This is a genomic window from Stutzerimonas azotifigens DSM 17556 (genome assembly GCF_000425625.1).
Taxonomy (GTDB): domain Bacteria; phylum Pseudomonadota; class Gammaproteobacteria; order Pseudomonadales; family Pseudomonadaceae; genus Stutzerimonas; species Stutzerimonas azotifigens.
Map to the genome: position 1 here is coordinate 61221 of NZ_KE384416.1, position 18340 is coordinate 79560.

17 protein-coding genes are annotated in these 18340 nt (G+C 69.4%); 10 read left to right on the forward strand and 7 right to left on the reverse strand.

Features of this window, described 5'->3' with window-relative positions:
- Window positions 1–3: 3 nt before the first annotated feature.
- Together H610_RS0118900 and prlC are read right to left on the reverse strand one after the other, a co-directional pair.
- Window positions 4–273 carry a YheV family putative zinc ribbon protein gene (locus H610_RS0118900; protein WP_028241115.1) on the reverse strand — a complete coding sequence of 90 codons (270 nt, stop codon included), beginning with the start codon at window positions 271–273 and terminating at the stop codon, window positions 4–6.
- Window positions 270–2318 carry an oligopeptidase A gene (gene prlC / locus H610_RS0118905; RefSeq protein ID WP_028241116.1) on the reverse strand — a complete coding sequence of 683 codons (2049 nt, stop codon included), beginning with the start codon at window positions 2316–2318 and terminating at the stop codon, window positions 270–272. Before prlC ends, H610_RS0118900 begins: the two co-directional genes overlap by 4 nt.
- Before the next feature lie 144 nt (window positions 2319–2462).
- On the opposite strand from prlC, the gene H610_RS0118910 reads away from it, so the two are divergent.
- A complete protein-coding gene (locus H610_RS0118910) occupies window positions 2463–3008 on the forward strand; it encodes a gamma carbonic anhydrase family protein (RefSeq protein WP_028241117.1) in 546 nt (181 codons plus the stop codon).
- A gap of 124 nt (window positions 3009–3132) precedes the next feature.
- Here the strand turns inward: H610_RS0118910 and H610_RS0118915 are convergent, their stop codons facing one another.
- Window positions 3133–3534, reverse strand: coding sequence for a nuclear transport factor 2 family protein (locus H610_RS0118915; protein WP_028241118.1), 402 nt, complete (start codon window positions 3532–3534; stop codon window positions 3133–3135).
- Between the two features lie 218 nt (window positions 3535–3752).
- Here H610_RS0118915 and H610_RS0118920 point away from each other — a divergent pair, with 218 nt between their 5' ends.
- From H610_RS0118920 to H610_RS0118945, 6 genes are all read left to right on the forward strand, one after another.
- Window positions 3753–4475: an SDR family oxidoreductase gene (locus H610_RS0118920; protein ID WP_028241119.1), complete on the forward strand. Its 723-nt coding sequence runs from the start codon at window positions 3753–3755 to the stop codon at window positions 4473–4475.
- A 26-nt stretch (window positions 4476–4501) separates the two neighbouring features.
- Window positions 4502–5482, forward strand: a complete 981-nt coding sequence (locus H610_RS0118925; protein ID WP_028241120.1) for an isopenicillin N synthase family dioxygenase — start codon at window positions 4502–4504, stop codon at window positions 5480–5482.
- 225 nt (window positions 5483–5707) lie between these two features.
- Window positions 5708–6895 carry an ABC transporter substrate-binding protein gene (locus tag H610_RS0118930; RefSeq protein ID WP_028241121.1) on the forward strand — a complete coding sequence of 396 codons (1188 nt, stop codon included), beginning with the start codon at window positions 5708–5710 and terminating at the stop codon, window positions 6893–6895.
- Window positions 6896–6962: 67 nt separating this feature from the next.
- The gene (locus tag H610_RS0118935) at window positions 6963–7832 is read left to right on the forward strand and encodes a branched-chain amino acid ABC transporter permease (RefSeq protein ID WP_028241122.1); all 870 of its coding nucleotides are present in this window, start codon (window positions 6963–6965) and stop codon (window positions 7830–7832) included.
- Window positions 7829–10321 carry a branched-chain amino acid ABC transporter ATP-binding protein/permease gene (locus H610_RS0118940; RefSeq protein WP_028241123.1) on the forward strand — a complete coding sequence of 831 codons (2493 nt, stop codon included), beginning with the start codon at window positions 7829–7831 and terminating at the stop codon, window positions 10319–10321. Before H610_RS0118935 ends, H610_RS0118940 begins: the two co-directional genes overlap by 4 nt.
- Window positions 10318–11547: an amidohydrolase family protein gene (locus H610_RS0118945; RefSeq protein WP_028241124.1), complete on the forward strand. Its 1230-nt coding sequence runs from the start codon at window positions 10318–10320 to the stop codon at window positions 11545–11547. Before H610_RS0118940 ends, H610_RS0118945 begins: the two co-directional genes overlap by 4 nt.
- A 3-nt stretch (window positions 11548–11550) precedes the next feature.
- Here the strand turns inward: H610_RS0118945 and H610_RS0118950 are convergent, their stop codons facing one another.
- The 4 genes from H610_RS0118950 to H610_RS0118965 form a co-directional block, all read right to left on the reverse strand.
- Window positions 11551–12246, reverse strand: coding sequence for a GntR family transcriptional regulator (locus H610_RS0118950; protein WP_028241125.1), 696 nt, complete (start codon window positions 12244–12246; stop codon window positions 11551–11553).
- Window positions 12247–12913: 667 nt separating this feature from the next.
- On the reverse strand, window positions 12914–13636 hold the full coding sequence (locus H610_RS0118955; RefSeq protein ID WP_028241126.1) for a ferritin-like domain-containing protein: 723 nt from the start codon (window positions 13634–13636) through the stop codon (window positions 12914–12916).
- A gap of 19 nt (window positions 13637–13655) precedes the next feature.
- Window positions 13656–14825, reverse strand: coding sequence for a hypothetical protein (locus tag H610_RS0118960; RefSeq protein ID WP_028241127.1), 1170 nt, complete (start codon window positions 14823–14825; stop codon window positions 13656–13658).
- 212 nt (window positions 14826–15037) lie between these two features.
- Window positions 15038–16111, reverse strand: coding sequence for an aminopeptidase (locus H610_RS0118965; RefSeq protein ID WP_028241128.1), 1074 nt, complete (start codon window positions 16109–16111; stop codon window positions 15038–15040).
- 119 nt (window positions 16112–16230) lie between these two features.
- Here H610_RS0118965 and H610_RS0118970 point away from each other — a divergent pair, with 119 nt between their 5' ends.
- From H610_RS0118970 to H610_RS0118980, 3 genes are all read left to right on the forward strand, one after another.
- Entirely contained in the window at window positions 16231–16653 is a 423-nt protein-coding gene (locus H610_RS0118970; RefSeq protein WP_028241129.1) for a PA0061/PA0062 family lipoprotein, read from the forward strand.
- Window positions 16654–16773: 120 nt separating this feature from the next.
- Complete coding sequence (locus H610_RS0118975; protein WP_028241130.1) at window positions 16774–17178, forward strand: PA0061/PA0062 family lipoprotein; 405 nt, start codon at window positions 16774–16776, stop codon at window positions 17176–17178.
- Window positions 17179–17238: 60 nt separating this feature from the next.
- On the forward strand, window positions 17239–18234 hold the full coding sequence (locus H610_RS0118980) for an LLM class flavin-dependent oxidoreductase (RefSeq protein ID WP_028241131.1): 996 nt from the start codon (window positions 17239–17241) through the stop codon (window positions 18232–18234).
- Window positions 18235–18340: the final 106 nt, after the last annotated feature.

Genomic DNA, 18340 nt, shown 5'->3' on the forward strand with positions numbered 1-18340 from the left:
GGCTCAGTCCTTCGGCTTCTTCAGCTTCGGGTTGGGGAAGAACTGCACCGCCTGCACGTTCGGGCTCGCCGCCTTCGGCTTCGGCTGGTTGACCCGCGTGCCGATCTCCATCGGCACCGACTGGCCCTGGGCGTTGAGGGTGTCGGCGAAGCCGCAGGCGACGCACTCGCGGTGCGGCACGCCGTCGACGTCCCACATCTTCACCGTGTCCTGGGCGCTGCAGGCCGGGCACACGGCGCCGGCGATGAAGCGCTTGACCGTGGCCGCGCTCATGCCGCGGCTCCGGTCAGGCCGAGATGGCGCAGCAGCGCGTCGATCTTCGGCTCGCGGCCGCGGAAGTCGACGAATAGCACCATCGGCTCCTGCGAGCCGCCGCGGGCGAGGATTTTCTCGCGGAAGGCGCGGCCGGTCTCAGCGTTGAACACGCCCTCCTCCTCGAAGCGCGAATAGGCGTCGGAGGACAGCACCTCGGCCCACTTGTAGCTGTAGTAGCCGGCCGCGTAGCCCCCGGCGAAGATGTGCGCGAAGCCGTTGGCGAAGCGGTTCCAGGCCGGCGGGCGCAGCACCGCGACCTCGTCGCGCACGCCCTCGAGCACCTGGTAGATGTCGCGCCCGTCGCCGTGGGTGGCGTGCAGCTCGAAGTCGAACAGCGAGAATTCCAGCTGGCGTACCATCATCAGGCCGGACTGGAAGTTCTTCGCCGCCAGCATCTTGTCCAGCAGGTCGCGCGGCAGCGGCTCGCCGGTCTGGTAGTGGCCGGAGATGAGCTCAAGCCCCTCGGGCTCCCAGCACCAGTTCTCCATGAACTGGCTCGGCAGCTCCACCGCGTCCCAAGCCACGCCGTTGATGCCGGAGGCGCCGGCATGCTCGACGCGGGTCAGCAGGTGGTGCAGGCCATGGCCGAACTCGTGGAACAGCGTGGTCACCTCGTCATGGGTGAGCAGGGCCGGCTGCTCGCCCACCGGCGGGGTGAAGTTGCACACCAGGTTGGCGACCGGGCTCTGCAGGCGGCCGTCGGCGGTGCGGCGCTTGTCGCGGGCGCCGTCCATCCAGGCGCCGCCGCGCTTGTTCGGCCGCGCGTAGAGGTCGAGGAAGAAGCGCCCGACGTGCTCGCCGTGCTCGCGGATCTCGAACAGGCGCACGTCCGGGTGCCAGCGGTCGAACTCCTCGATCTCGCGGATCTCGATGCCGTACAGGCGCTGGACGATGGCGAACAGGCCGTAGAGCACCTTGTCGACCGGGAAGTAGGCGCGCAGCGCTTCCTGGTTGAGGCTGTAGCGCTGCTGGCGCAGTTTTTCCGAGTAGTAGCCCAGGTCCCAGCTCTGCAGGTCGGCCAGGCCCTGCTCGGCGGCGAAGGCGCGCAGCTCTTCCAGGTCGCGCCGGGCGTGCGGCTTGCTGCGCAGCGCCAGGTCGCGCAGGAAGCCCAGCACCTGCTCGGTGGACTCGGCCATCTTGGTCGCCAGCGACAGCTCGGCGTAGCTGCCGAAGCCCAGCAGCCGCGCCAGCTCCTGGCGCAGGTCGAGGATCTCGTTCATCACCGGGCCGTTGTCGAACTGCCCGGCGTTCGGCCCCTGGTCGGAGGCGCGGGTGGCGTAGGCGGTGTAGACCTCCTCGCGCAGCGCGCGGTCGTCGGCGTAGGTCATCACCGCGTGGTAGCTGGGGAATTCCAGCGTGATCAGCCAGCCGTCGAGGTCCTTGGCCTTGGCCGCCTGGGCCATCTGCGCCTTGGCCGACTCGGTCAGCCCGGCCAGCACGGCCTCGTCGGTCACGTGCTTGGTCCAGGCCTGGGTGGCGTCGAGCAGTTGGTTGGAGAAGGTGCTGCCGAGCTCGGCGAGCTTCATGCGGATGGCGCCAAAGCGCTGTTGTTCGACCGGCAGCAGGTCGATGCCGGACAGCCGGAAGTCGCGCAGGTCGTGCTCGAGGATGGTCTTCTGGGCGACGTCGAAGCCGGCCGCCGCCGGGCTCTCGGCCAGCGCCCGGTAGGCCTCGAACAGCTCGCGGTTCTGCCCCAGCTCGGTCCAGTAGGCCGACAGCTTGGGCAGGCAGGCCTCGTAGGCGGCGCGCAGCTCGGGGCTGTTCTTCACCGCGTTGAGGTGCCCCACCGGGCCCCAGGCGCGGCCCAGGCGCTCGTTGAGCTCGTCCAGACCAACCACCAGGGTGGCCCAGTCGAGGCTCTCCTTCGGGCGGGTGAGCAGTTCCTGCAGGGCGATGCGGTTGTCGGCCAGGACGGTGTCGATGGCCGGCTCGACGTGCTCGGGGCGAATCTCCGAGAACGGGGGAAGGTCGTAGGGTTGCAGCAGGGGATTGTTCGCGCTCACGGTACACCTTGGGAATACAGGGAATGGAACTGTGACCACGGCGGCCGGGCGTATCTCCCGACGCCGATGGACAGCGGCGAATCCAGCGGATGGCCGTCATCTTAATTAGAATCGCCCCTTACCGCAGCCAAAGAGGTTTCTATCGTGGCCATACGCAGCTATCAGGACACCACCCCGCGACTCGCCCAGCGCGTATTCGTCGACGCCTCGGCAGTGGTCATCGGCGACGTCGAGCTCGGCGAGGACAGCTCGGTCTGGCCGCTCACCGTGATCCGCGGCGACATGCACCGCATCCGCATCGGCAAGCGCACCAGCATCCAGGACGGCAGCGTGCTGCACATCACCCATGCCGGCCCGTTCAACCCGGAGGGCTTTCCGCTGGTGATCGGCGACGAGGTCACCGTCGGGCACAAGGTCATGCTGCACGGCTGCACCCTGGGCAACCGCATCCTGGTGGGCATGGGCAGCATCGTGATGGACGGCGCGGTGGTCGAGGACGAGGTCATCATCGGCGCCGGCAGCCTGGTGCCGCCGGGCAAGCGCCTGGAAAGCGGCTACCTGTACGTCGGCAGCCCGGTGAAGCAGGCGCGCCCGCTGACCGACAAGGAGCGCAGCTTCTTCTCCTACACCGCCGGCAACTACGTGAAGCTGAAGAACCAGCACCTCGAGGAAGGCTTCGGCGCCGCCTGATCGGCGCCTCGCTTCCTTCCCCCGGCCTGTAGGGGTGTGGGCGCCGGGGCCTTGCTCGCGAGGCTTTCGCATGGCCTGGGTTCGCGAGCGAGCTCGCTCCTACGGGACTCGGAGAGCCGTGCGCTCAGGGCCGGGCGATTTCCGGCGCGAGTATCCACTCGGCGCTGTCGTTCCACACGTCCATGCGGGTGATCCTGCCGTCCTTCACCTCGAAGCGATCGAGGTAGCGGTTGCCGGAGAAGCTGCGTCCGTCCGGCCACTGGCCGTAGAGCGTGCCGTTGGAGTACACCACGGTGTGGTCGCCGCGGTCGGTCCAGTCGAACTGGCCCAGGGCCTTCTTCACCCAGGCGTAGCGCGCGCCGTTGAAGGCGGTGATCGCCTGCGCGTCGGGCATCGCGCGGCCACCGGTGAAGGTGATCCTTACATCCGAAGCCATGAAGGTGGCCGCCTTGACCGGGTCCGGCGCCATCGAGGCCGCCAGGAATTCCTGCACTAGCGCCACTGCCGGGTTGGTCGTCTCTTCCATTCGTTCGTTCCTCTACAAGGGAAGGCGTGCACCAGGCACGCCTGAAAAGGGAGCCGCCTGCACGAACACCGTGCAATTCGAGCTGCCCGCCGCCAGCGGCAGGGCGGTCCCGCCTGCGAATCCTATGGCACCTGTTTTGCTAGCAAAAGGCGTGCAAGTGCTAGCAATGGCCTGACGACCTGCTCGGCACTCGGCCAGACAATCCAGAGGTTCGCTCCATGAACGATTTGCTCGAAGGCCGGCGCCTGCTGGTCATAGGTGGCAGTTCCGGCATCGGCGAAGCCACCGCGCGGCGCGCCGCGCAGGCCGGCGCCACGGTGACCATCGCCTCGCGCTCGCGCGACAAGCTCGAGGCCGCTCTGCAGCGCCTGCCGGCCGGCACTGCGGCCGCCGTGCTCGACGTGACCGACGCCGAGGCGGTCGCAACCTTCTTCGTCGACCAGCCGCACTGGGACCATGTGGTCCTCGCCGGCTCCTCGACCCAGGTCGGCCCGGTGCGCACGCTGCCGTTGGCGCAGGCCCGGGCCGGCATGCAGAACAAGTTCTGGGGCGCCTACCATGTCGGCCGCAGCGCGCGCATCGGCGCCGGCGGCTCGCTGACCTTGGTCTCCGGGGTGTATGCCCAGCGCCCCAACCCCGCGGCGGTGCTGCAGGGCGCCATCAACGCCGCGGTCGAGGGCCTGATGCGCGGGCTGGCGCTGGAACTGGCGCCGGAGGGCGTGCGGGTCAACGCCGTGTCGCCGAGCACCACCGCCACGCCGTTGTGGGACCGCCTGGGCGAGGCCGGCCGCGCCGCCAGGTTCGCCGAGATGCGCGAGCGCCTGCCCGTGGGGCGGATCGCCGAACCCGACGACATCGCTCGCGCCATCCTCTTCGTTGCCACCAACCCCTTCGCCACAGGCTCGACCGTCCTGGTGGACGGCGGCGACGCGCTGGCCTAGCCGGCGCCCGACACAGGAGTCACGCCATGAAATTGCTCAACGTACCGGTCATCGACATCGCGCCGTTCCGGCTCGGCGGCGAAGGCGACAAGCGCGCCGTGGCCAGGGCCGTGGACCAGGCCTGCCGCGACATCGGCTTCCTGGTGATCCGCGGCCACGGCGTCGCCCCCGAGCTGATCGCCCGCACGCGGGAGGTCTCGCGGGCCTTCTTCGACCTGCCGCTGGCCGAGAAGGCCAGGGTGGCGCGGCCGTCGATCGACGTCACCCGCGGCTACACCGGCGTCGACGAGGAATCGCTGGCGCGCTCGCGCGACCCGAACGCCTACGGCAGCGACCTGAACGAGAGCTTCATGATCGGCCCGGTGGACCCGCCGCCGGCGGACTACGCCCATGCCCCGGCGGCCGGCAAGCACTTCGCGCCGAACATCTGGCCCGAGCGCCCGGCCGAGCTGCGTGAGGTATGGACCGGGTACTACCGCGCCATGGGGTCGCTGGCCGAACTGCTGATGCGCATCTTCGCCATGGCGCTGGAGCTGCCCGAGCGCTATTTCGACGACAAGGTCGACAGGCACATCAGCCGCCTGCGCGTGCGCAACTACCCCGCGCAGGCGACGCCGCCCAAGCCCGGGCAGATCCGCGCCGGCGCCCATTCCGACTACGGCAGCCTGACCATCCTCGCCGCCGAGGACAAGCCGGGCGGCCTGCAGGTGTGCAACGCCGCCGGCGAATGGGTCGACGTGCCGATCCTGCCGGACTGCTTCATCATCAACATCGGCGACCTGCTGGCACGCTGGACCAACGACACCTGGGTGTCGACCCTGCACCGGGTGGTCAACCCGCCGCTGAACGCCGGCGAGGACAGCCGCCGCCAGTCGCTGGTGTTCTTCCACAACCCCAACTACGACGCCGTGATCGACAACCTGATCCCCGGCACGCTGGCCAAGTACCCACCCACCACCTCCGGCGAGCACCTGCGCGCACTCTACGTGGCGACGCAGAACGCCTGACCCTCCCGATTGCTAACAATTGGCACGCGCCGACCGGCCAAAGGGCCGGCACGGTGCGCGGCACCTCCCCCGCCCCCTTACCTGCCTGCAAATGGTGCCTCGCGCACAATTGCTGTGCGTTTTCGCGTCCGCCGAGTGGCCGGAAGCGACCAGCACAGCGCCTGACGGGTGGCACTACATTTGCTAGCAAATGCATAACGAATGCTAGCAATCCGGAGAACGATCATGCTCAGAGTGCTGTCACCCCTGCGCCGCCTGCTGCCGCCCCTGGCCGCCGCGGCCACGCTGAACGTCCTGCTGCTCGGCGCCGCGCAGGCCGCCGAACCGATCAAGATCGGCCTGGTCGCCGCGCTGTCCGGCCAGTCCGCCAAGTCCGGCGAGGCGCTGACCCGCGGCCTCACCATCGCCATCGACGAGATCAACGCCGCCGGCGGCGTGCTCGGCCGTCCGCTGGAGCTGGTGCGGCGGGACGACGAAAGCAACCCGTCCAAGGGCATGCTGGCCGCGCGCGAGCTGATCCAGCGCGAGAAGGTGACCGCCCTGTTCGGCGGCCTCGACACCCCGGTGTCGCTGGCCATCGTGCCGCTGGCCAACCAGATGAAGGTGCCCTTCATGGGCGTCTGGGCGGCCGGCACCAAGATCACCGAGAACGGCGCCAAGGACAATTACGTGTTCCGCGTGTCGGCGGTCGACGAGCTGGTCGACGAGGCGCTGGTGCAGTACGGCGTCGACAAGATGGGCATGAAGAAGCCGGGGATGATCCTGATCAACAACCCCTGGGGCGAATCCAACGAGACCGGCATCAAGCGCGCCCTGGAGAAACGCGGCATGCCGCACGCCGGCGTGGAGCGCATCCAGGACAGCGACCTGGACGTGGTCCCGCAGCTGACCCGGCTGAAGAACGCCGGCGCCGATTCGCTGCTGCTGGTGGCCAACGTCGGGCCGTCGGCCCAGGTGGTCAAGTCGCTCGACCGCATGGGCTGGGACGTACCGGTGGTGTCGCACTGGGGGCCGGCCGGCGGGCGCTTCGGCGAACTGGCCGGACCGAACGCCGAGCGCGTGCACTTCGTGCAGACCTACCTGTTCACCGAGGACAGCGGCGAGAAGGGCAACGCCCTGCTGGCGGCTCTGAAGAAGCGCTATCCGGAAATCAAGAGCCTGGCCGACGTGACCCCGGCGACCGGCATCGCCAACGCCTACGACGCCATGCACCTGACCGCGCTGGCGATCGAGAAGGCCGGCAGCACCGAGGGCGGCGAGGTGCGCGACGGCTTCTACGCCATCGAGCAGTACGACGGGCTGATCAAGCAGTACCGGCAGCCGTTCGCCCCGGAAAAACACGACGCGCTGGGCCCGGACGATTACATCCTCGGCCACTTCGTCGGCGACCAGATCGTCCCGATCGCGCCCTGAGAGCCAGGTTCCAAGCGAACCAGAGGGGCGGCCGCTACACCGGTAGCGCCGCCCGAGGAGCCTCCTCTTGATCACCGCCGCATTGGTCACCGGCCTCGGCCTGGGCAGCATGTACGCGCTGCTCGCGCTCGGCTTCCACATCACCTACATCGTCTCGCGCACGGTCAACTTCGCGCAGGGCAGCGCGATGATGGTCGGCGCGGTGCTGGGCTACACCTTCGCCATCAGCTGGGGCTGGCCGATGTGGCTGGCGATCCCCGCCACCCTGGCGCTCGCCGCGCTGTACGGCCTGGTCATCGAGCGCTTCCTGGTCAGGCCCTTCCACAGCCGCGGCTCGGAGGCCTGGCTGATGGCGACGGTCGCCGGCGGGCTGCTGGTGGACAACCTGGCGCTGTTCACCTTCGGCAAGGAGCCGCGCCAGTTCAGCAGCGCGCTGCTGCAGCAGAGCGTCGAGCTGTTCGGCACCAGCATCGGCCTGCTGCAGCTGCTGATCCCGCTGGCGGGCGCCTGCATCGCCGCGGCGCTGCTGCTGGTGCGCCGCTACACCCGCCTGGGCAAGGTGCTCGAGGCCAGCGTACAGAACCCGCGCGCCGCGCAGCTGATGGGCATCCGCGTCAACCGGGTGGTGGCGGTGGCCTTCGCCGTGTCCACGGTATTCGCCGCCATCGCCGGCCTGCTGATCGCGCCGCTGTACAGCGTGAACGCCGACATGGGCACGCTGTTCGGCCTGAAGGCCTTCGCCGTGGCCATCCTGGGCGGCATCGCCAGCGCCGGCGGGGTGTTCGCCGCCGGCCTGCTGTTCGGCCTGGTGGAAGCCGTCGTCACGCTCTACTTCGGTTCGGCATTCACCCAGATGTTCACCTTCGCGCTGGTCATCCTGGCCCTCGCGATCCGTCCCAACGGCCTGTTCGGCAGCAAGCTCCTGGTAAAGGTATGAACACGAGAACAGCCCTCACGGTGCCCGTCACCCTGGCACTGCTGGCGCTGGCCGGGGTGCTGCTGTCCTTCGGGCTGGACAGCTATTCCCTGCTGGTTTTCACCCTCTGCGCCCTGAGCACCGTGGTCGGGGTCGGGCTCAACGTCCTGATGGGCCTGAGCGGGCAGATCTCCTTCGGTCACGTGGCCTTCTACGCCATCGGCGCCTACGTCTCGGCGCTGATGACCCTGGCCGGCCTGCCGCTGTGGCTGGCGATGCCGGCCGCGGGCCTGGCCACCGGGCTGGTCGGCGGGCTGCTGGCGATCCCCGCGCTGCGGGTCAGCGGGCCCTACCTGGCGATGATCACCATTGCCTTCGCCTTCGTCGTGCACCACGGGCTGATCGAATGGCGCGATCTCACCGGCGGCTCGAACGGGCTGATGGCGATCCCCTCGCCGATGGTCGGCGACCTCGACCCGGCCGTGGTCCTGGCGCTGATCGCCACCGGCCTTATGGTCGCCGCGCTGGCCTTCTACCACCGTCTGCACCACAGCGGCTGGGGCAAGGCCATTCGCGCGGTGAAATCCGCCGAGATCGCCGCCCGCTCGCTGGGCTTCAACCCGGTGCAGACCAAGACCCTGGCCTTCGCCCTGTCGGCGACCCTGACCGGCCTGGCCGGCGCGCTGCTATCGCCGCTGCTGATGTTCATCAACCCCGAATCCTTCCCCTTCTCGCAGTCGATCCTGTTCGTGCTGGCGGTGATCGTCGGCGGCAGCGGCACCCTGTTCGGGCCGCTGCTCGGCGCGCTGCTGATCGTGCTCCTGCCGGAAATGCTCTCGGATTTCGCCGAATACCGCCTGCTGATCTTCTCCGTGCTGCTGCTGGCGGTGCTCTGGATGGCCCCGCGCGGCGTGCTCGGCGCGCTGGCCCGGCGCTGGATCAGGCCGCCGGTAGAGCTGCCGCCGCAGGCCGTCGACCACGCCCGCCTGGCAGCGTACTTCGGCAGCCGCAACGCGCCGCAGGGGCTGCAGGTCAGGGACATCGGCATCCGCTTCGGCGGCGTCCAGGCGGCGCAGAAGGTCAGCCTGCAGGCGCCGCCCGGCAGCATCACCAGCATCATCGGCCCCAACGGCGCGGGCAAGACCACGGTGCTGAACATGATCAGCGGCTTCTACGCGCCCGACGAGGGCGGCATCGAGCTGGGCCAGCCGCTGGCCGGCCAGCCGGCATGGAAGATCGCCCGCGCCGGCATCGCCCGGACCTACCAGACCACCCAGCTGTTCGGCGAGATGTCGGTGCTGGAGAACCTGCTGACGGCCATGCAGCGCGGCCGCCTCGGCCGGCCGTTCCGGCTGCCCGACGCCGAGCAGCGCAGCCTGGCCCTGCAACTGCTAGCCCTGGTCGGCTACCGCGGCTCGGTCAATGCCCGCGCCGAGGACCTGCCGCATGTCGACCGCCGCCTGGTGGAGATCGCCCGGGCACTGGCCGCGGCGCCTTCCGTGCTGCTGCTGGACGAACCGGCCGCCGGCCTCGGCCGCCAGGACACCGACCGGCTCGCGGCCCTGCTGCGCACGCTGGCCGGCTTCGGCATCGCGGTGATCCTGGTGGAGCACGACATGCCGTTGGTCATGGCGGTTTCGCAGCAGCTCCTGGTGCTCGACGCCGGCCGGCCGATCGCCTGGGGCGCACCGGAAACCGTGCGCGAGAACCCGCAGGTGATCGCCGCCTACCTCGGCGGCACCGACTACCAGGCGCCGCCGCGGGCCGAACCCTGGGCCGGCTCGCGCGACGCGATGCTCTACGTGAAGGACCTGGTTATCGACTACGGCGCCGCGCCGGTGGTGGACCGCATCGAGTTCGTGGTCAACCCGGGCGAGCTGGTCGCCATCCTCGGCGCCAACGGTGCCGGCAAGTCGAGCATCCTGCAGTGCCTGGCCGGGCTGCACCGCGCCGCGGGCGGCCGTATCGTGCTGGACGACGAGTACATCGAGCAGCTCGACGCCAGCGCCATCGCCGCCCGCGGCCTGGCGCTGGTGCCGGAAGGACGCCAGGTGTTCCCCTACCTCAGCGTGCGCGACAACCTGCTGCTCGGCGGCTACTCGCGGCGCGAGGCGTTCGACGCCGAAGCGGAGATCGAGGCCATCCTGCGCCGCTTCCCGCGGCTGCGCGAGCGCATCGACAGCCCGGCCGGGCTGCTCTCCGGCGGCGAGCAGCAGATGGTCGCGGTGGGCCGCGGGCTGATGGCCAAGCCGAAGATCCTGCTGCTCGACGAGCCCTCGCTGGGCCTGTCGCCGGCGATGGTCGGCGAGCTGTACAACGCGCTGGCGGCCCTGCGCGACGAGGGCGTGACCCTGCTGTTGGTCGACCAGATGGCCAACCTGGCGCTGCAGGTGGCCGACCGCGCCTACCTGCTGGAGACCGGGCGCATCGTCAAGTCCGGCAGCGCCGCCGAGCTGCGCGACGACGCCGAACTGGCCGCCGCCTACCTCGGCGAAGGGGTGACGGCATGAGCGCGCTGAAGATCGTCAACGCCCGCCTCGGCGACGCCGGTCAGTTGGGCGCGACGCTGTGGGTGGAGAACGGCCGCTTCGTCGAGCGCTTGAGTTCGTCCGAACTGACCTTCGAGACCCTGGACGTGGCCGGCGGGCTGCTGCTGCCCGGGCTGGTGGAAACCCACATCCACCTGGACAAGGCCTGCATCATGGAGCGCTGCCGGCTGCAGGAAGGCACGCTGGCCGAGGCGGTGGCGCAGACCCGCCAGGCCAAGACCGGCTTCACCGAGGCGGACGTCTACGCGCGCGGCGCGCGGGTGCTGGAGAAGGCCATCGTCCAGGGCACCACCCACATGCGCACCCATGTGGAGATCGACCCGGGTATCGGCCTCACCGGGTTTTCTGCGGTGCGCCGCCTGCAGGCCGACTACGCCTGGGCGGTCGGCCTGGAGCTCTGCGTGTTTCCGCAGGAGGGCATGCTCAACAACCCCGGCACCGAGGCGCTGCTGTGCCAGGCGCTGGAACAGGGTGCGGAGGTGCTCGGCGGCTGCCCCTACACGGACTCGGACCCAGCCGGGCAGATCCGCCGGCTGTTCGAACTGGCGGTGGAATACGACCGCGACCTGGATTTCCACCTCGATTTCGATCTCGACCCGGCCGGCATGACGGTGCAGGAAGTGATCCGCTGCACCGAGCGCCACGGCTGGGACGGGCGGGTCACCATCGGCCACGTCACCAAGCTCTCGGCGCTGCCGCAGGACGAACTGCTGGCGGTCGGCCGGGCGCTGGCGCAGGCCGGCGTGCGGGTGACCTGCCTGCCGAGCACCGACCTGTTCCTCACCGGCCGCGAGCATTTCCACAACAAGCCGCGCGGGCTGGCGCCGCTGGCGCACCTGCACCGCTGCGGGGTGACCTGCTCGCTGTCGACCAACAACCTCGGCAACCCCTTCACGCCCTACGGCGACGCCTCGCTGATCCGTCAGGCCAACCTGTTCGCCAACGTCAGCCAACTGGGCACCGGCGAAGACCTGCTGCGCTGCCTGGGCTGGGTGTCGAGCGAGTCGGCGCGCCTGCTGCGGCTGGCCGACTACGGCCTGGCGCCGGGCTGCCGGGCCGACTTCATCGTCTTCGATGCCGCCTCGCCGGCGGCGGTGGTGGCCGAGCTGAGCCCGCCGACCATGGGCTTCAAGGGCGGGCGCAAGACCTTCGAACGGCCCCTGCCGCGCCTGCTGCCGCCGCGCTGACGGTCAGAGGTCGGCCAGCGCCTGGCGCAGGTCGACCTCCGGCGCCGCCTGCTCTTCCAGGGCGAGCTGGGCCTCGAGCTCGTCCAGGTGCTCGAGCATCAGCGTGACCGCCTGCACCCGGTCGCCCTGCTCCAGCGCGGTGACGATCTGCTGGTGCTCGTCCGAGGCGCAGGAGGGCACGTCGTTGCGCTGGTACAACGCGACTATCAAGGAACTGCGCACCATCAGGTTGCGCAGCATCTCGCTCAGCACCTCGTTGTCGCTGACCTCGCCGAGCAGCAGATGGAAATCACTCAGTTCGCGGACGATGGCGCGGCGATCGGTGGAGGACGTCGCCTTGCGCTCGTTGCTCATGTGCGTGGCGATGCGCTGGCGGTTTCTGCGCATCAGCTCCGGAGTGATGCTCTCGACGATGGCCCGCTCGATGGCCCGGCGGGCGGTGAACACCTCGCGCGCCTCCTTGGCGGTGGGCTGCGACACCAGGGCGCCGCGGTTGGGCTCGATGGTGACGATGCGCTGCAGGGCCAGCCGCTGCAGCGCCACCTGCACATGGTTGCGGTTGGCCTGCAGGGCCTCGACGATCTGCGCCTCGATCAGGCGGGTACCCGGACGGAGCCGGTGCTGGGCGATGGCCCTGGAGAGCGTATCGACGATGCGCTGGACTTCCAGCTGCTTGGCGGTGATGGTCTTGGAGCCCATCCTGTTTTCTGCATCCCTTGGGTCAGGTTGGTGCGAGCCGTTGGCTAGCAATCGAAACCGATTATCCGCCGTGCGCAGGACGGCTAGCAACGCTGTGCTTGCGAGTGGGTGCGTCCTCCGCCGGCCGGTCCGCCCCGGCATTGCTAGCCGAACTACGTGGGTTCTGACCTTTAACCGCATGCCATGACGATGCTTCGCGAAAGAGAAGGTGGGCTGGGTGCACATCGCCCTCACCCCAGCCCCTCTCCCGGAGGGAGAGAGGGTCGGTCCGGCATGGGCATGGGGCCCAGATGCCCACACCAAGCGCCTTGCTCGTCACCCGGGCACCGGGGCATGGGCCTGAAACCGCATCCCATGACGACGCCCAGCCGGTGCCCCACTGGGTGCCGGCCTTCGCCGGTACGACGAGATTGGCGTCATTCCAACCCGTTATCCCCCTCATTGCCGGGGCACTACAACCTCGCCCCATCGCCCAAGCCCCGCCAGGCACCACACCCCCAATCCCCGTCGCCCCGGCGCAGGCCGGGGCCCAGGTGGCTGGCGCCTCGGCACGGGCCTGAAAACCGCACGCCACGGCGACACCCGACCGAGGCCCCCGTCAGGAAGGCAAAAAAAACCGGCGGGGGACCAGGCCCGCGCCGGCGATGCAAAGGCTAACGCCCCGAAATCACGTCACCTGGCCGATCAGGCTTCGGCGCATGGCGGTCTTGACCTTCACCAAGTGGTCGTTCTCCTGGTCCAGCGCATGCTTGAAGTCCTGGGCGATGTTGGGGTGCCCGCCGGCCTCGGCCAGTTCGATGAGCATCTCCCAGGCGGCGTTGTCGGCCAGTTCGATGGTCAGCAGCGCGTTCATGCACTGTTCGACGTTGGTCCGCGGGTCGGTGATGGTCTGCAGCGCGCCCATGCCGAGCACGCCCACCACGTCGGCGCAGGGGGTCTGTGCGGTGGGGTCGGCGCCGAGGGTCTCGATGTGCCTGGCGACCAGCATCATGTGCTCGTACTCCTCGTCGCGGATGTGCTGCAGGGTTCCGACCAGCTCCGAGTCCGGCGTGTCGGAGCCCTTCACCTTGGCGATCATGGCGTCGTACAGGCGTACGCCGTTGCGCTCGTAGGCCAGCCGCTCGCCCATCTTGTCGAGCAGGATCTCCGGACTCTTGCCGCGCAGCATGTCCATCGACGACTTGAGCATGCCCTTGGCCGACCCGGGCAGCGGCACCGAGCCGATGCGCTCGGCCTCGCTGGCGCGCTCGGCGCGCTCGCGCATCAGCCCGCTGGTGTCGCCCGGCACGTCCGGGTGGATTTCGTTGACCGCCTCGAGCAGGCTTTCGGTGTCCTTCGGCGACATCTGCACGCCGGTGACGTTGGTGCCCAGTTTCGCTGCGTGTGCCATGGTTATCTCCTCGTTGTCATCAGGACGCTTTGCGCATCAGCTCGGTGCCCGGGGCCCACTGGTAGCCGGCCGAGACGATGTCCGCGGCGATGCCTTCGGAATTGAGCTGGTTGCGGTAGTCGAGCGAGCTCTGCGGCTCTTGGGCCTTGTCGACGTACCCGGTGCCGCTGGAGCGCAGGTTGACCTCGGCGGCCAGCACCTTGCGCACGAAGCTGCGCTGGCTCTTGAACTCGACCATCTTCGGCAGCGGGCCGCCGAGGATCTCGGCCGGGTCGCGCCGCTCGAGCTGCTTGAAGTACTCGCAGGCGATGTTCAGGTGGCCCAGCTCGTAGTCGAGGAAGCGCTCCCACATGGCCTTGATGCGCGGGTTGGTCTCCTGCTCGGCGCAGCTGGCGTACATGTAGACCTCCATCGCCTCGTGGACCAGCCACTTCTCCATGAAGGTTTCCTGCGGGTCGGCCAGCGAGCCGTACTGGGTCACGTGCTGTTCCTCCACCGAGGCGATCTCTGCGTACAGCTGGCGCGCCAGCGGGTCGGCGAACAGCGGGCCGATGTTCTGGTAGTAGTCGTGGGTCTGGTACTCGGCCCCGGTGATCAGCGCCGCGTGGATCTTGGTGATGAGTGCGGCGTCCTCCTTCGCGTAGCTGTCGCGCAGGTCGTTTTCCGGATGGCGGTGGTGCTGCGAGGTGGGCCGGCCGGGGACGATGTCGGTGTAGCCCTGGAGGATGTTGTTCGGGTCCTTGCCTTCGAGCCGGTCGAGCATCGCCGAGTAGCGGTACAGGTGGTCGAAGTCCTCCAGCAGGCCGTAGCGATAGGTCTGCGCCTGGTAGGGGTCGGGTTCGTTCTGCGCCACCGCGGCGGTGACCTCGATCGCCACCTGTTCGTAGGCGATGGTGGTTTCCAGCGGCGAATGGTCGGCACCGATCAGCCAGTTGATCATGGTCGCCTGGTGCTGCTCGACCCGGCGGATCTCGGCGAGCGGCTGGCGCAGCTGGCCGGTGATCCGGGCGATGCCGTGCTTGAGGCGCAGGGCGTCGGTTTCCACCCCGTTCATGAGAATGATGCGCACCCGGGTGAAGGCATCGTCGTCCAGCTTGCTGATCGGCTGGCCGGCCATTTCCTTCCATGTGAACTGCTGCTTCTCCAGCGGGGTGCCCTTGTTGTCGAGAATGCCAGTGAGTTGGGTCATGGAGCCTCCGTGGATGTTTCGAAAAGGCGTACCTGGCTACGCCTGCGAGCGGGCGGCCGCTGCGAAATCCGAGGCGGCGCCTTTAAGGAGACGGGAAGGCGTCGCCGACAATTCCGTAATCTTCGCGGGGAAATGGGACCGTTCGACGGGCGGCCCCGACCGGCGGCACGGCCGCCGCGGCGGCCTCCGGGAAAGGCCCGGGAGGCGGGCCTTCAGCGTTGCGCTGCGGCCTCGAGACCGGCGGTCAGGCGCGCCGCCCTTTCGTCGGCTGGGCGTTTTGCCAGCGCCGCCACCTCGGCGTGGAAGCGCGCCCAGTCGCCGCCGACCGCCTCGAACAGCGCTTCGAAGGCCGGTACCCACTGGTCGTACAGGCCGAACGGCACCAGGCTGGCGTTGTTCAGCGGGCGGGCGAACCAGCCGTCGAAACGCCCGTCGCCCTGCCAGGCGCCGTCGCGCAGGGCCCGGTAGTTCGCCCGCAGGCGGTCGAACTCGGCCTGCTTGCGCCGGGCCATGACCTCGTCCGGCAGCGCGCTGGCATAGAGCGTGCGCAGGCGCTCGCGGGTCTCCAGTACCAGCTCGACGAAACGCCGGTAGCGTTGCTCCCGCTCCGTGGAGACGGCCGGCAAGCCACGTTGCGCACACCACTGGCGCAGCCCCTCGCGCTCGACGAAGCTGGCGTAGGACTCGTTGAACGCCGTGTCACCGGGCAAGTACAGCCGCTGGTGCGCCAGTTCGTGGAAGATCAGCGCGGCCAGGCGCTCGTCGTCGTGGCGCAGCAGGCTGCTCGGCAGCGGGTCGTCGAACCAGCCGAGCGTCGAGTAGGCATCGACGCCGGCGACGAAGGTGTCCTTGCCCTGCAGGCTCAGCAGCGCCGCCGCGCCGCGCGCGTCGCCCTGGCGGTAGTAGCCGCGGTAGGCCACGCAGCCGGCGATCGGGAAGCAGTGCATCAGCGGCTCGACGGAAAAGGCCTCGGTGGCGAACAGGTTCCACACCACGTAGGGGCGGTCGAGCTCGACGTACAGCCGATAGCTGTCGTTGTCCGGCAGGCCGAGCGCCTCGCTGGCGAAGCGCCGGGCCTCCAGCGCGCCGGCCAGGCGCGCGCGCAGCTGCGGGTCGCGCGCCGGGTCGGCGAGGATGTGTGCAATCGGCTCGCGGCGGGCCAGCAGGTCGAGCTGGCCCAGCGCCAGCTGGCGGTAGTAGCTGCAACCGCCGAGCAGCAGCACGAGCAGCAGGGGAACCCAGCGGTATCCGACGTTGTCGAGAGTGGCGGTCTTGCGAAGCGGCATCTGTCGTCCCATGGCCCCTGGTGCGTGTCGGCCTGGCCGGCACCCGCCCACCCGATCATCGCCCGCCTATCGTCTGCCAGGCCGTGCCCCCGGGGCAACGGCCGATCGAGGAGTTTGCCATGCGTGCCCTCTTGCTCGTCCTGCCGCTCGCCTCACTCGGCGGTTGCGCCCTGTGGATGCCCGAGCCGGACCCGAGCCAGGCCTGGATCGACCTGCGCCCGCACGGCGAAAGCCGCCTGCAGGCGGTCGACGTGGACAGCCGGCCGCTCGACGACGGCCGCTATTTCCAGGTCGAACCGGGCGCCCACCAGCTGGGCATGCACTACCGCTTCCAGGTCGAAGCGGCCAACGTCGGCGGCGACGCGCTCGAACGCGAATGCCGCCTGACCCTCGACTACGACCGCTTCGGCGCCGGCCAGCGCTACCGCCTGGTGGCCGGCGGCTACGGCTTCCGGCCCTGGGCCAGGCTCTACGATGAGAAGGACTTCCTGCTCGCACGCAGCGTCGAGCGCGGCTGCGGCGACAGCCTCGCCGAACGCTGAGCCGGCACGAAGAAGGCACGCGTCCGGCCGTAGGGTGGGAAACGGCGAAGCCTTTCCCACGCGTTTCCCGGCGTCGGGGTATAGAGTAGGAGGTCCCGTCCGACGCCCGAGGCCCCGTCCATGCGCCTGCCCATTGCCCTGCTGTCCTGCCTGGCCCTCGCCGGCTGCGCCGGACCGCTGCCCAAACCCGACCCGGACATGGCCTGGGTCGACCTGCACGCCCAGGTGGGCGACACCTTCATGGCCGACCGCCTCGACGGCAAGCGGGTCAGCGACGGCCGCTACTTCCAGGTATCGCCCGGCCGGCACACCCTCGAGGCCAGCTACGAGTACGAAGTGGCCCGCGGCGGTCTGGCGTTCAGCGAACCCCAGTACATCCGCTGCCGGATGGAGGTCGAGCACGAGTTCCAGGCCGGCGAGCGCTACCTGTTCGAGGCCTATTCGCTCGGCTTCACCCCGGTGGTGCGGCTCAAGGACAGCCAGGGGCAGGTGCTGGCCCGCGCCGAACGCTCGCTCTGCCTCTGACCGGCGGGGTTGCACTGGCGCGCATCGGCCCGCATATCAGCGGTTCACAGAGGTGACGACATGACCCGACTCTCCGATATCCGCTTCTCCACCCTCGACCTGGCGCCGATCCGCGACGACGGCAACCCCGCCCAGGCCCTGCACGCCTCGCTGGCCCTGGCGCAGCACGTCGAGCGCCTCGGCTTCGAGCGCTTCTGGGTGGCCGAACACCACAACATGGACGGCATCGCCAGCTCCGCCACCGCGGTGCTGATCGGCTACCTGGCCGGCGGCACCTCGCGCATCCGCGTCGGGGCCGGCGGGGTGATGTTGCCCAATCACTCGCCGCTGGTGATCGCCGAGCAGTTCGGCACGCTGGAGGCGCTCTATCCGGGACGCATCGACCTGGGCCTCGGCCGCGCGCCCGGCGCCGACCAATTCACCGCCCGCGCGCTGCGCCGCGACCGCCTCGGCAGCGCCGAGGACTTCCCCTCGGACGTCGAGGAACTGGAATTCCTGCTCGGCCCGCGCCAGGAAGGCCAGCGGGTGATCGCCATGCCCGGCGTCGACAGCCGGGTGCCGATCTGGCTGCTCGGCTCGAGCCTGTTCAGCGCCCAGCTGGCCGCGGCCAAGGGCCTGCCCTACGCGTTCGCCTCGCACTTTGCGCCGCGCTACGTGCACGAGGCGATCCGCCTTTACCGCGAGAATTTCAAGCCCTCGGCAGTGCTCGACAAGCCCTATGTGATGCTCGGCGTGCCGCTGCTCGCCGCCGACAGCGACGAGCGCGCCGAATACCTGGCCACCAGCGTGTTCCAGCGCATCCTCGCGCTGATCCGCGGCCAGAGCCTGGTGATGCGCCCGCCGGTCAGGAGCATGAAGGACCTGTGGCTGCCGCACGAACAGGAAGCGGTCGGCAGCTTCCTCGGCATGGCGGTGATCGGCGGCCCGGAAAAGGTTCGCGCGCGGCTGGAGGTGATCCTGGAACAGACCGGGGCCGACGAGCTGATCTTCACCTGCGACTTCTACGACCCGGCCGACCGGCACCGCTCGTTCGAGATCGCCGCGGGCTTGCGCTGAAAGGCATGGCCCGTGGTTGGTGGGCTAAAGCCCACCCTACGCGCCTTGAGCCAATCCTGCAGGAGCAGGCTCTGCCTGCGACCCGGGGCCTGCACGATGCCGGGCA